This window comes from Leeuwenhoekiella sp. LLG6367-2.1, from assembly GCF_045055775.1.
Classification (GTDB): Bacteria; Bacteroidota; Bacteroidia; order Flavobacteriales; family Flavobacteriaceae; genus Leeuwenhoekiella; species Leeuwenhoekiella aequorea.
The window spans coordinates 287,072-300,000 of sequence record NZ_CP159331.1 but is presented as its reverse complement, the minus strand read 5'-3'; the positions used below and the strand labels follow the sequence as shown (position 1 = coordinate 300,000).

The 12,929-nt window shown below is 33.0% G+C and carries 11 protein-coding genes and 2 tRNA genes; 6 read left to right on the top strand and 7 right to left on the bottom strand.

Annotated elements, in window-relative coordinates; genetic code table 11:
• Window positions 1-3: 3 nt before the first annotated feature.
• Window positions 4-1,170, top strand: coding sequence for a class I SAM-dependent RNA methyltransferase (locus ABVM53_RS01370; protein WP_405328616.1), 1,167 nt, complete (start codon window positions 4-6; stop codon window positions 1,168-1,170).
• Between the two features lie 59 nt (window positions 1,171-1,229).
• Here ABVM53_RS01370 and ABVM53_RS01365 read toward each other — a convergent pair whose 3' ends face one another.
• Together ABVM53_RS01365 and ABVM53_RS01360 are read right to left on the bottom strand one after the other, a co-directional pair.
• Window positions 1,230-1,979 (bottom strand): NlpC/P60 family protein, encoded by a 750-nt coding sequence (locus tag ABVM53_RS01365; protein ID WP_405328613.1) that lies wholly within the window; start codon window positions 1,977-1,979, stop codon window positions 1,230-1,232.
• Window positions 1,980-2,057: 78 nt separating this feature from the next.
• Window positions 2,058-3,233 carry an acetyl-CoA C-acyltransferase gene (locus ABVM53_RS01360; protein ID WP_405328610.1) on the bottom strand — a complete coding sequence of 392 codons (1,176 nt, stop codon included), beginning with the start codon at window positions 3,231-3,233 and terminating at the stop codon, window positions 2,058-2,060.
• A 250-nt stretch (window positions 3,234-3,483) separates the two neighbouring features.
• Here ABVM53_RS01360 and ABVM53_RS01355 point away from each other — a divergent pair, with 250 nt between their 5' ends.
• The 3 genes from ABVM53_RS01355 (at window position 3,484) to ABVM53_RS01345 (ending at window position 5,854) form a co-directional block, all read left to right on the top strand.
• The gene (locus ABVM53_RS01355) at window positions 3,484-5,529 is read left to right on the top strand and encodes an HD family phosphohydrolase (RefSeq protein ID WP_405328607.1); all 2,046 of its coding nucleotides are present in this window, start codon (window positions 3,484-3,486) and stop codon (window positions 5,527-5,529) included.
• Between the two features lie 141 nt (window positions 5,530-5,670).
• Window positions 5,671-5,754, top strand: a tRNA-Ser gene (locus ABVM53_RS01350).
• 25 nt (window positions 5,755-5,779) lie between these two features.
• Window positions 5,780-5,854, top strand: a tRNA-Pro gene (locus ABVM53_RS01345).
• A 190-nt stretch (window positions 5,855-6,044) separates the two neighbouring features.
• Here the strand turns inward: ABVM53_RS01345 and ABVM53_RS01340 are convergent.
• Together ABVM53_RS01340 and ABVM53_RS01335 are read right to left on the bottom strand one after the other, a co-directional pair.
• A complete protein-coding gene (locus tag ABVM53_RS01340) occupies window positions 6,045-6,527 on the bottom strand; it encodes a ferritin-like domain-containing protein (protein WP_405328604.1) in 483 nt (160 codons plus the stop codon).
• Between the two features lie 61 nt (window positions 6,528-6,588).
• Window positions 6,589-7,608, bottom strand: coding sequence for a helix-turn-helix domain-containing protein (locus tag ABVM53_RS01335; RefSeq protein ID WP_405328601.1), 1,020 nt, complete (start codon window positions 7,606-7,608; stop codon window positions 6,589-6,591).
• A gap of 1,222 nt (window positions 7,609-8,830) precedes the next feature.
• On the opposite strand from ABVM53_RS01335, the gene ABVM53_RS01330 reads away from it, so the two are divergent.
• Complete coding sequence (locus ABVM53_RS01330) at window positions 8,831-9,847, top strand: helix-turn-helix transcriptional regulator (RefSeq protein WP_405328598.1); 1,017 nt, start codon at window positions 8,831-8,833, stop codon at window positions 9,845-9,847.
• Window positions 9,848-10,039: 192 nt separating this feature from the next.
• Here the strand turns inward: ABVM53_RS01330 and ABVM53_RS01325 are convergent, their stop codons facing one another.
• A complete protein-coding gene (locus ABVM53_RS01325; protein ID WP_371457307.1) occupies window positions 10,040-10,240 on the bottom strand; it encodes a dodecin family protein in 201 nt (66 codons plus the stop codon).
• A gap of 263 nt (window positions 10,241-10,503) precedes the next feature.
• On the opposite strand from ABVM53_RS01325, the gene ABVM53_RS01320 reads away from it, so the two are divergent.
• Window positions 10,504-10,821, top strand: a complete 318-nt coding sequence (locus tag ABVM53_RS01320; protein ID WP_405328595.1) for a hypothetical protein — start codon at window positions 10,504-10,506, stop codon at window positions 10,819-10,821.
• 136 nt (window positions 10,822-10,957) lie between these two features.
• Here ABVM53_RS01320 and ABVM53_RS01315 read toward each other — a convergent pair whose 3' ends face one another.
• Window positions 10,958-11,395: a hypothetical protein gene (locus tag ABVM53_RS01315; RefSeq protein ID WP_405328593.1), complete on the bottom strand. Its 438-nt coding sequence runs from the start codon at window positions 11,393-11,395 to the stop codon at window positions 10,958-10,960.
• Between the two features lie 31 nt (window positions 11,396-11,426).
• Window positions 11,427-12,920 (bottom strand): DUF4301 family protein, encoded by a 1,494-nt coding sequence (locus tag ABVM53_RS01310; protein ID WP_405328590.1) that lies wholly within the window; start codon window positions 12,918-12,920, stop codon window positions 11,427-11,429.
• Between the last annotated feature and the right edge of the window lie 9 nt (window positions 12,921-12,929).

Sequence of the window (12,929 nt, the reverse complement as noted above, 5' to 3'; positions counted from 1 at the left end):
ACAATGGAAGGTAACTTTAAAATGCTCGCCAAAACTATGTTTGGCTTTGAGGAATTATTAGCGCGAGAATTACGTGAATTAGGTGCAGGAGATGTAGAAATAGGTACGAGAAGTGTTTCCTTTAGCGGTGATAAGGGATTTATGTATAAAGCAAATTTGTGTTGTAGGACTGCTATTAAGATCCTTAAACCACTTAAGACTTTTACAATTAAAGATGAGGATGCTTTATATGATGCAGTAAAAAGCATTGATTGGAGTCAATATATGCGAGTAAACGACACGTTTGCTATTAATGCGACAATAAGCGGTGAGGAATTTACGCATTCATTGTTCGTAGCTCAAAAGGCAAAAGATGCTGTAGTAGATCAGTTTAGAGAGAATACAGGAGAACGCCCAGATGTAGATCTTAAATTTCCAAGTTTAAGTATTGATATTCATATACGCAATAATACGTGTAACATCTCTTTAGATAGCAGTGGAGTTTCACTACATCAAAGAGGTTATCGACTTGCGACTAATATTGCGCCTATTAATGAGGTTTTAGCCGCGGGATGTCTAATGCTCGCTGGTTGGAAAGGTCATAGTGATTTCTTAGATCCTATGTGTGGTAGTGGAACGATGTTAATTGAAGCAGCAATGATTGCTTGTAATATACCGCCTAACTTAAATAGAAAACAATTTGGTTTTGAAAACTGGCACGATTGGGATCCAGATTTATTTGATGTTATTGAAGAGTCTGCACTGAAGAAAATAAGGGAATTTCATTTTACGATTTCAGGATATGACAAAGCTCCATCAGCAGTTGAAAAAGCTATTGAAAATGTTAAGAATGCCGAGCTAAGTGAATTTATAACAATTAAGCAAGCCGATTTTTTTAATACGGAAAAGGAAAAAGAACGCCACTTACATATGGTCTTTAATCCACCTTACGGGGAGCGATTAGAAATTGATATGGAGCCCTTTTATAAAAATATAGGGGATACGCTTAAACAGAATTATAAGGATACTGAGGCCTGGTTTATTACATCAAACCTAGAATCGCTTAAACATGTGGGATTACGTACTTCTCGAAAGATTAAACTTTATAATGGCTCTCTAGAATCAAGATTAGTAAAGTATGATATTTATGCGGGATCCAAGAAAGCTAAATTTCAAAATGAAGCTGAATAATTATATGTAAGTAAAAAAAAACAAAGGCTATTATTTTTAAAATAATAGCCTTTGTTTTTTTAAACTATGCGCTTTATAACCCGAAGTTTATGAGTATGCGTGCGACGTTCAGCATTATAAATACCAGTATGATCTATGCGGTCTATACGTACTTCACCGTGACAATGTATTATATAATTGTCTTGTAACATGATGCCCACGTGAGTAATTCGGCCTTCATCGTTATCAAAAAAGGCTAAATCTCCAGGTTCACTTTCCTCAATAAAACTTAAAGCTTCTCCTTGAGCTGCCTGTTGTGATGCATCTCTATAAAGGGAGTGACCATTGAGTCGATAAACCATTTGAGTAAATCCACTGCAGTCTAACCCAAATGGAGTTCTGCCTCCCCATAAATACGGACTTTTTAAATAAAGAAATGCGGTATTTATAAATGAGGTTTTAGCCTTGATTGAACTTATATTATTTCCTTCATATTGATCTCCGGTTAAATCTAAGTTAGCCAGTTGAGCACCTAATGGAAGACTTAAAATATGGGAATCAGATGAAGTAGCCATTTGCAACAAATCACTTGCTAAGATGGGTTTCCTATCTTCTGCAACAGTATAATCATCTTCAGAAATTTCCTTATACTGTTTATTATCTACCCATCCCTCATATTTGTCGTGAGCAAGTCGAATGCGACTCCATTTTTTCCGAATCTCAAGTACTTTAAAATGTTCACCATAAAGTACTTGATTAATCATTTCGGCCTGATCTGCAGGCTCTGAACGCATAGGTACAATACTTAATGGGCAAATGCCGTAATTCATCAGGCGGTTTTGAAGTTTTTGTAAAAGTAAATCAAATGGTTTTTACCTACCAATGAGATTAGAAACATCTCAAAGATTTTATCTAGAAATCACCATTGCTGATGCTCCACCACCTCCATTACATATAGCTGCCGCACCAAGTTTAGCATTCTTTTGCTTAAGAACGTTAATCAAAGTGATTAAAATACGAACACCACTACAACCTAAGGGATGACCTAATGAAACAGCGCCACCATTTATATTTACATTATCAGCGGTAAGTCCTAAAATTTTCATATTTGCTAAGCCCACCACTGAAAATGCCTCATTAAATTCAAAAAAATCAATCTCATCTTGCTTTACACCAGCTTTAGCTAAGGCTTTAGGTAGCGCTTTTGAGGGAGCAGTAGTAAACCACTCTGGTTCATGAGCCGCATCTGCATATCCTTTTATAGTACAAAGAATTTCAAGTCCTAATTCGTCTGCTTTTTCTTTACTCATAACAATCACCGCTCCGGCACCATCATTTATTGTAGAAGCATTTGCAGCAGTTACAGTACCTTCTTTAGAGAAAGCCGGTCTTAAACTTGCGATTTTATCTATTCTTACGTTTTTAAATTCTTCATCTTCAGATACCATAATAGGTTCTCCGCGTCTTTGAGGCACTTCGACAGGCACAACTTCATTTGTAAAGTGTCCTGCTTCCCAGGCGGCTGCAGATCTTCTATAACTCTCAATAGCAAATGCATCCTGTTCTTCTCTAGAAAATTTATATTCTGATGCACATAAATCTGCACAAACTCCCATTGCATTCCCGTCATATGCATCTACGAGACCATCTTTCTGCATACCATCGATCAAGGTAGCCGGACCAAATTTATTTCCGTTACGCATATGTACATAATGCGGTATCTGACTCATACTTTCCATTCCTCCCGCAACTACAATGTCATTATCTCCAAGAGCAATAGACTGCGCTGCAAGCATTACGGCTTTCATCCCAGATGCGCAAACTTTGTTCACAGTCGTACAGGGTACAGTATCTGGTATTCCCGCATTTAAAGCAGCTTGTCGTGCTGGAGCTTGACCAACACCTGCTTGAACCACATTACCCATAAAAACTTCGGTAACCAGGGCAGGATCTAAATTTATTTTAGCAAGTGCGCCTTTTATAGCGGTTGTTCCAAGATGTACAGCAGTCAAGGAAGATAAACTTCCCATAAAACTCCCAATAGGAGTACGAACAGCAGATACAATTACAACTTCTTTATGCATAATATGTGTATTTTTAAGTAAGTTTTTAGTGATTGTAAATTTAGTCAAATATTTACGAAAACGTTATTATTAGCATACAGCCTTCTTTAGAATAGCTACCATTTAATTTTAGTACTTTTACTTTTGCATAGAAATTAATTTTATAGATTAATTTAAAATTTATGCAGATTCAATATTTTAATTACAAACCTGTAAGTTGCTTTTTGATTAAGCAGCGCTACCGCGATTTGTGATTATTTTCTTCAGCTATATGAATGATATTTTAAATAAATTTTACAAGAATCAAGGTTCTTTATATAAAATCTTACTATGTATAGTGAGTACCATACTTATCGTCTATCTTTTTCCGAAGAGTGGTAAGTTTCAATTTGATTTTCAGCAAAATAAACCTTGGCAATACGATAATTTGTATGCTCCCGTAGACTTTGCCATCTTAAAAAGTGAGGATCAACTTGAGCAAGAACGATCTGAAGCAGAGAATAATATTATTCCCTATTTTATTTATGATCAGGATATAGCAAATGAATCTAAAGCAGCCTACGAAAATCAGTTTGCTTCTGTATTTACAGACTCTATTTTTAGAAATCGGCAGAAAGAACTAAAAAGTTTTGGTTCTAAAATTCTCGAAGATATTTACAAATATGGGGTTATAAGTGATATAGCTTCATTTGAAGATGGTCGTAAAGTTTATCTAAGAAGAGGAAATGAAATTGAAGAGACCTCTATTGAAAATTTAAACACCACAGATGAAATAACTATTTTAATAAATAGGAGGCTAGTTAACAGTCCTTATGTGCAGTCTGTAAATAGATTTAAAGAATTATTTTTTGATGTTGTACAACCCAATGTTGTTTATGACGAAAAGTTGACAAATAAGGAGTTAAATGCCGAATTAAGCAAAATAGCGCCAACAAAAGGAGTAGTCAATAAAGGTAGCAGAATTGTTGCTAAAGGTGAAATAGTAGAACAAAATACCTATCAAATACTAAAATCTTTACAAGCTGAATATGAATCTCAGAGTTGGACTGCCAGTAAATACAATTGGGTGGTTTTTGGTTATGTTTTACTTGTCTCTGTAGCACTCACCATGCTTTTACTATTTATTCGAAATTATAGAGAAGCCGTTTTTGAAAATAATACGAAGGTCACATTTATATTTTTCAATATTATTTTAATGGTTTTGCTAACCACCATTATTGTAAAATATGATGCGAATTATGTGTATGTAGTTCCGCTTTGCATTTTGCCTTTAGTTATTAAAGCGTTCTTTGATGCGCGTTTAGGAATGTTTACACACGTTATATCAATACTTCTATTAGGTTTTATTGTGCCTAACACTTCAGAATATATGTTTCTGCAAGTAATAGCAGGTATCGTTACCATCCTAACTGTATCTGAATTGTATAAGCGAGCTAATCTGTTTATATCGGTCGGGCAAATAACCTTTATCTATATACTGGGATACTTTGCATTTCATATCATTCATGAGGGAACTATAGATAATTTAGAATGGGAAACCTTTAGTATGTTTATAATTACCGGTCTAGCCACCTTATTTGTTCAGCCGTTAATTTATGCCTACGAAAAGATATTTGGTCTAGTAAGTGATTTATCGCTGCTCGAGCTTACAGATACTAATTCAAAACTATTAAAAGACTTAGCGAATAAAGCACCCGGAACGTTTCATCATAGTTTAAATGTGGCAAATTTAGCTGAAGCTGCGGCTAATGAGATAGGGGCAAATTCTATGCTCACAAGGGTAGGAGCGTTATATCACGATATAGGTAAAATGGCAAATCCTACAGATTTTACTGAAAATCAATCTACAGGTATAAATACCCACGAAGATTTGTCACCTTATGAAAGTGCCAGAATTATTATAGATCATGTAATCAATGGTATTGAAATAGCACGTAAGAACAATTTGCCAGATCGAGTTATTGATTTTATAAGAACACATCACGGTACAAGTACTGTATATTATTTTTACAAAAAAGCTCAAGAACAAGATGAGGATGTGAATATTGAGGATTTTAGATATCCGGGACCTTTACCATTTAGTAAAGAGACTGCAATTCTTATGATGGCCGATAGTGTAGAAGCGGCAAGTAAAAGTTTGAAAAATCCTACATCTGTACTAATTGATTCTTTTGTAGAGAAGATTGTGAATAAGCAAATGGACGATAATCAGTTTTTAAATGCCAACATTACATTCAAGGAAATACAAGTGATAAAAAAAGTTCTTAAGTCTAAATTGAACAATATTTATCATTTAAGAATAGAATACCCAGAATAATATTTAAGCTGACAATCTTGTTTTCAGGAGGTTAAAAAATATTCGAAAATTTTTTTAATTAAATAGCTAAAAACCTTTGATTACTTCAAAACTTTGATATATATTTGCACCCGCGTTTTGAGAGAGACGCTTCGTTCTTAAGGAGAGGTGCCAGAGTGGTAATGGAGCAGATTGCTAATCTGTCGACGGGTAACTGTCGCCAGGGTTCGAGTCCCTGTCTCTCCGCAAAACATTTTTAGAAAATACACCTCGGGGTGTAGCGTAGCCCGGTCATCGCGCCTGCTTTGGGAGCAGGAGGTCGCAGGTTCGAATCCTGCCACCCCGACAAACCACTTCAAGTGGGTATTAGAAGCCTGTTAATCTTAGATTGACAGGCTTTTTTGTTTTATCTGTTTTATTATCCGCTATAGTATGTCGAGAATGACGTTAGATAGCGATTCGATAGAATATAAGATGATCCTGAAAGTAGAAGTTGATTTTTAAGATAGCGTATACTATAAGCCCTTGAAATACACCTATCGCTTCTTTCTTGATAAAAGGAGCTTCATATATCTACTGCAATTTTCATTAGCCATATATGCCTCATCAATGGTGTCATCCAGTATAGAGCTAATTTCTTCTAATAACAACGTTTTTGTATAAAGCAACGTGGACTCATATGCAGATATTTGAAAATGTTGAATGTGTTGTAATTGTGAAATAATCGCTATATCCAAAAGGTTTCCTTTAGAAAACTCTTCAAACAACTCTTTCATTTCTTCGAGAAGACCTTTAATTATTTTCCCATCCCTTACAGTCACCTTAAAATTCAAATAATCTCCTATTTTCTTCAATCTCGACCTTTGCTGTTCTGTGACTTCTACTATGGCATTTATAATGTCTTTTAAGCCCTTATCAGAGGCGTGGTTAAGTATTTCAGGTAATCCCTCTAAAATTAGGGTTTCTGCAGCATAGAGGTTTCTCAATTGTTTTTCAAGAAGGTCGTGTAACATTTGCATAGCATGTTCAAGTATTAGATAATAGTAGATTTATAAAAGCTTCATTATATAAATTTAAAGGCTAAACCTTTATCGAAAGGATTTTACGATTTTTAAATTGATCTTGATATTCTTTAGGGCTGCAGCTGTATTTAGCTTTAAAGATTTTGCTGAAATAGCTCTTACTGCTTAAACCAATTTCTTCAACCACTTGTGTCACATTGTATTCACTGGTACCTAGTAGTTCTGCTGCTTTGATCAATCTCTTCTCTTGTATAAATTTAACTGCAGTGCTCTTATAAAGATGTTTAAAGGCTTCCTGTAATTTATAGGGATTGAGGCCTGTTCTACGGGATAATTCTTGTATTGTGTAGGCGTCACTTGGATCCTGGCATATTCTATTTGCCATTTGTCTCACTCTTTCCAGTTCTGATGTTGTGAGAATCCAATTTGTTTCCTCTAGATTATTATCAGTTACATATTGGGTTAATATGTGTCCTACTATGAGGTTTGCTTCGGCTTCAAGAAAATAGATGCCGTTAGGATCCTTTAATGTGCTAAGTGAAAGTTTTTGGTATAAGTCTGCTATGCAGATATTAGGAGAACAGAGATGCGCAGTTGAGACCGTTTCTTGTTCTTCAAATAGATGTTGGAGGGCTTCTTTCTTTGCAATCAGCTTGTTACGGTTTTTACAATAAAGCTCTTTATCAATTTTAAAGATGAGGAGCTGGATGGGTATATCTTTAGGAAAGTAAATTTCTAAAGGATCATTTTTAGAAGATCTTACAACTGCCGCTTGAAAATTACCAAGTCCTCTAGGGAGATGTGAGAATCCCACACCTGGTAAAAGGGAATACAGGAAATATAGAGGATTAGCATCTGCTGTTTGTATATTAATCGTGATGTCTTCTCGAAATGTACAGTCATAAAGTTCCATAGATACGCCATCATGGAATTCCTGGCAATAGACTTCACCAGCTCCCTGAGGATGGTCTAGAATTGCTCTTTTTCCAAATTCATTTTTTTCACATATAGCATCAAAAGTGTGCTTTAAGTTTTCCTGCAAAGACAGCGGATCATTAGCATAGATATTTAAAATCATTGGTTAATTTTTGGTTGTTATTCTAAAATTCGAGAATAACTAAAAATTATAATGATCCTATTGAAAAGAAGATTAACAGAATTGTGTAAAAGATTATTAAAAACAATAATTGATGAATCTGCGTTATTTTATTTAACAAAAAATTAATAATACAGCTTGACTTTCGTGCTAATAATAAGTTTTTTAGAACTATCTAGAATTAGCATATCCTTCTAATTTTAAAATAAATAGAAGGCTGGATTTTCTGATTAATCGTTGCCTGACCTATTAGATAATTTTATTTTTTATAATAATGCTTTGCATTTTTTAAGATGCTATTTACCCGAATGCGACTCAAAATTTGTGTTGATTAGCCAGATTAAGATCAAAACAATAAATTTTATTAGTGATGAATAACAAAAACTACGCAAGTACTTCATCTGTTTTACATAAGAGTACAGCAGAAATCATAGTTGAGATCAGAGCAATGATTAAAGAAAAGTTACAAAATAAGTAACCAGATCAATGCAAGATTTTGAGGACTTAATGTCTCCAGTCATTAAATAATCATAAAAGAAATGTTATGTTACGCCTCATCATACTTTTTATTTTTTTGGCACAAATAAGTCTATTAATTGGATTTACAAATCTGGTAGAAGATGCTCAAAAAATTGCTCAATTATCCTTTGTTATTTGCTGTTTGCTCATAAATATATTTTTCGTTCTCGACCGGGTAGAGCTGTTTAAGGATCAAAATTAAATTCGGTCTGCTATTATCTTTAATAAAATCGATTTTACCCTATACTCTGGTTATTTCTATCTACATTTAAGAAGCTCATTTTGAGGACTTATCTTTTATATTAAAAAACTTTATCTCTTCTCCTAAATAGGCGGGTATAGACATCGTTACACAATAAACTTATGGCTGCTTCAAACCCTCTTCATTTTATGTAAGCCACGGTTTATGTAACAAACTGTTTGTATGGTCGATAGCACGAAAACCCTTCCCAATTAAGGGTTCTATTGATCTTATTGAATTAATTGTTAACCCTATTGAACGGATTAAATATTAATTCCCTACTAAATTTTTACTATTGCAGACTTGCTGTCCTAACCTTTAAAAATACCCAGTTATCGCGGGTATTCTTAATGACTATTACACGCTTTCGTGCAAAATATTTATTAACCATCGAGAGCTGTGAAATTATGTAGGTGCATATATATTCATGAAAATCAAAAAATAATGATTTCTATTCTAGTAAAATCCTTGCCCTTAAAAGAAGTTTTAGAAGATATTGCTTTTGCTTTGGATGTACCTGTAACTAGAAAATGTGATGAATATACAGTTCAACTTCCTTTTCAAATAGGTAAAGGGTTTATACGTGGAATGGATTTTAAAAATGGTCTGGGCATTATATTTTATGATTGCTTTTTTCACCAGGACACCCAGTTTAATTTTATAGTAGATAAAACTCATCCTGTTAAATTTCTATATTGTGAAAAAGGCCAACTCATTCATAGGTTTGAGAAAGAACATGTAGAACATAAAGTAGAAGAATATGAAAATGCAATTGTAGCCAGTACAGCAAATAATGGACATATTTTCAATTTTAAAGGGGGTATGAGAATTTGCCTTAATAGTTTAGAAATGAATCGAGAAGTTTTTAGCAAACAATTTAATTGCGAAATAAAGAACATTTCTGATGATTTAAGCTTTCTCTTCCAAGATAAAAAAGCGACTAAAGAATTTTACTATCACGGTAAGTACTGTCTGGAAATGGCAGATCTTTTTGATGATTTACAAAAGAAAACAAATTCAGACCTATCTCAAAAATTGGTTTGGAATGGAGGTGCTTTACAGCTTTTAAATCTTCAAATCTTACAGTATCAAGACAAGGAAATTGATATTGTATTGCGCAAAATTGAACTAAAACAAGTTATAAAAGCCGTTTCAATCATTAATAAGAATATCCTCGATTTTACAACTGTTCCGCAACTTGCCAGGGAAGTAGGACTAACAGCTTTAAAACTGCAAGAAGGATTCAAGTATTTATACAATACTACAGTTAATGAGTATGTGATTGAGAGAAGGCTCGATTTAGCAAAAACCCTATTAGAGAAATCAGATCATAATATTTCTGAAATTGTAGATCTTATAGGACTTTCAAGTAGAAGTTATTTCTCACGAATCTTCAAGAATAAATATAATATTTCTCCTTCTGCCTTTCTTAAATTAAAAAAGGGGAAACAAAAGAGTTAATTACCCAATAATAGCTATTTTAGATAAAAAATAATAGATAAGAATCAGCACACGTTTAAGAATCAACTCTACTTCTATTTTACCAGCAAATTTCCCGCTATAAGTTGTGTGCAGACAGCATAAAGCATTTCTTAAAACAAAAAGGGTAGAACAAAATGTCTACCCTTTATTTGAAATAACTTAGTTATTCAGTTAGTTTACAGCAAATGATATTTTTGCATTTACGCCGTAGGAGACAATTTTATTATCTTCTACTTTGGCATTCATTTCCTTTACATATATAGATTCGATATTTTTTACTGATTTACTGGCCTGCTCCAGAGCATTTTTAGTAGCCTGCTCAAAACTTTCAGTTGAAGTTGCCATTACTTCGATGATTTTTACAATACTCATAATTTTAGTTTTTGATTAGTACTTTAAATTTTACTTCAAGTTACTAATACCCTTCAGGATTTAAATACAATTAACTAAGGTTTAGCTGAATATGTAAAAATTATCTAAAATTATATTTCTAAATCTTAAAGCCTAAAATCATCCAAATGTTAATTTTAGATTAGGTTAACTGTATTTTTAGTTATCATATTAAATGTTTTGTAATTATATATTTTAAGTATTCATGTCTTCATAAATTTGATAGAAATCAAAACAATCCAGTTATGTATTTCTCCGACAACAACCATTTTCACAAAGCCTTAAACCAAATACTCAATCGATATAGTTTAACGCAGACAGAGTTAAAAAAGATTAATCTTCTTAGTAATACTCAGATTATAAGTATTGCTTTTACAGAAGATGGTGGATTTGATAAAGAGAGTGGGGAATTTTGTAGTGAGGTTCTACCAGATACTTATAAGTTGAGAATATATTATCTGCCTCAAGACGGGGAAAATAAACAAATGCTGGTTTTAGTTCCTAATGAATACCTTTTTCTGGATTCAAAAATAAATAAACACACATCGTCTGTTTTAGAATAAAAAAGATTTAGGAATGTATCACCATACATTCCTAAATCTGTTAAGTTGATTTTACAGTTTATCTTCCTTTTTTATTACATGGAATATTCGCTTTTCATTTAAATAGATTATTGCTTTCACGAAATTCAATATAAAATCAATTGATTTTGTATAAGGCTAATGCGGTAAGGACAAATATTATATGAGCGATAATTAGGTGTACAAAATACCAGAAGTCAATGTGAGACGGCTTATAAATTGTTTTAAAAAACAAGGTCCAGCCTATACTTCCAATAATGCCCAGAACAATTCCTAAATAAACTCCCGATTGCCAGGAACTGCTTAAACTATAATTAGACCATAATAGAATTAAAACAGCATCAAAGACTAAACCAATACTGAAATGTATTATCCAACCTAGTGGATGATTTTTAGAAGCTTCTATAGGTATAAATTTGCTTTTGCATATTAGTAAATTCAATAGCTCGGGTTCCCTATATTGTTTTTTGATAAAATAGGAGAGGAGGTAACTAAACGTGGTCATCGTTATCGTTGAGCAAATGGTCGCAACGATTATTAATAATGTGGTTGACATAATTTATTAGTATTTAATGATATAACTTGGGTTATTGGTGGTTTTTTTCTAGTAAATCGTTTAGACCCTTTAGCGAACAAAAAACAGTATCTGGAAACTCTATTAAACAGGTGTTCCATTTTAAACTATCCATCCAAAAATTACTATTTTCTAGACAATCGAAACAGTGATTTTCAAAATTGGACTTCGGTAACAGTTCAGTTTTATAGTGATTTTTTAAATTCTTTACAGAACAACAAATATCTAAAAGACATATATATTCTTTTTTGTCAGATACGTCTTGCGACGAGCTATAGAACTTATTGAGTTCCTTTTTGTCAATATATTCAATAATATAATTTCCATTTTCCTTTTCTACAAGATGTGGGAGAAATTCTTTTGTATCATCAAGAGCTGTCACTCCACATACACGTAGCGGCTGGTTTATATGATCTAAAAGAATGTTCTTTTGCTCAATTATAGGATAACTTTCTATAGAAGGTATAAACTCCACAAAATTTGTCTTATACCATTTATATATTTTTTTTAAATGACCTTTAGTTGATTCGCTATCAGATAAATATTGAATGTGATCTTGTTGCTCTTGTAGAAGGAGCATGAGTTTTCCCTGCAATATCTGGCGTTGCTCTGTGCGTTGCTTTTGATAGCAATTTTTTTCTATGTCATCTATATATGAAATATGTATAATATCTTTATTTACACGCTGAAGAATATCCAGTAGAGATCCACAAGTTTTCTCCCTGTGACTTTTATGTTTCAAGCCGTCTTCGGTAGAAAATGTACTGTATTTTATAGATGATTGAATCTCCATATTTTTTTCAGAAACCCGAGTTCTAGAAAATAAATCTTCAAATTTAGTATAGATTGTATCCGGAATAATAAAATGAACTTCAGACTCCTTAAACCATTTTCTATAATTAGCAAACCAAGAGATTTGTTCTTGAAGCGGAGTATGCTCTGGATCTTTGTGAAACGGAAATAAAGCTATGGGATAATGTATAAATTTAAAGGAAGGATGAGTTAATAATAAATTTAATATAAATGCTTTCTTCTCGTCTGGTGTTTGAAGTTTTCGTTTACGCCGTTTAAGAATACGATTTAACTTTTTTGAGAATGGAAATTTCTCGAGATGTTGAAAAAAAAGAACCAGTTCATAATTTTTAATCGTATTACAAAAGGAAAAAAAGCGCTCTTGCAGCGGTTTGTACTTGGAGGCAAAATAATGAATATCTCTGCTCACTGGATTTTCACAATCTAAAGAGAGAATAAAGTTACAAAAGGTATACTGCTGGGCATTTTGTTTAAAATAATCCCGATACTCCTCGTACATATCATTACTATTTAAAATAGTTGTACTATCTGTAAACAGCCAACTTTTATAGAGCTGTAGCATTTTTACAAATTCTGGGGCTCTGGGTATAGAACCATTTAATATAGCCTGCGTATATCTATGAAACTTCTGTTTGTTGTTCCCCATTTCAAAATCGCTATCTTCTTGTCGGGGATAAAATGATTCATATTTCATAACGGGTAA

Bases quoted from the DNA above. Each gene is read 5' to 3' on its own strand.
- ABVM53_RS01370 (WP_405328616.1), top strand. From the start codon at position 4: ATGGAAGGTAACTTTAAAATGCTCGCCAAAACTATGTTTGGCTTTGAG.
- ABVM53_RS01365 (WP_405328613.1), bottom strand. From the start codon at position 1,979: ATGAATTACGGCATTTGCCCATTAAGTATTGTACCTATGCGTTCAGAG.
- ABVM53_RS01360 (WP_405328610.1), bottom strand. From the start codon at position 3,233: ATGCATAAAGAAGTTGTAATTGTATCTGCTGTTCGTACTCCTATTGGG.
- ABVM53_RS01355 (WP_405328607.1), top strand. From the start codon at position 3,484: ATGAATGATATTTTAAATAAATTTTACAAGAATCAAGGTTCTTTATAT.
- ABVM53_RS01340 (WP_405328604.1), bottom strand. From the start codon at position 6,527: ATGCAAATGTTACACGACCTTCTTGAAAAACAATTGAGAAACCTCTAT.
- ABVM53_RS01335 (WP_405328601.1), bottom strand. From the start codon at position 7,608: ATGATTTTAAATATCTATGCTAATGATCCGCTGTCTTTGCAGGAAAAC.
- ABVM53_RS01330 (WP_405328598.1), top strand. From the start codon at position 8,831: ATGATTTCTATTCTAGTAAAATCCTTGCCCTTAAAAGAAGTTTTAGAA.
- ABVM53_RS01325 (WP_371457307.1), bottom strand. From the start codon at position 10,240: ATGAGTATTGTAAAAATCATCGAAGTAATGGCAACTTCAACTGAAAGT.
- ABVM53_RS01320 (WP_405328595.1), top strand. From the start codon at position 10,504: ATGTATTTCTCCGACAACAACCATTTTCACAAAGCCTTAAACCAAATA.
- ABVM53_RS01315 (WP_405328593.1), bottom strand. From the start codon at position 11,395: ATGTCAACCACATTATTAATAATCGTTGCGACCATTTGCTCAACGATA.
- ABVM53_RS01310 (WP_405328590.1), bottom strand. From the start codon at position 12,920: ATGAAATATGAATCATTTTATCCCCGACAAGAAGATAGCGATTTTGAA.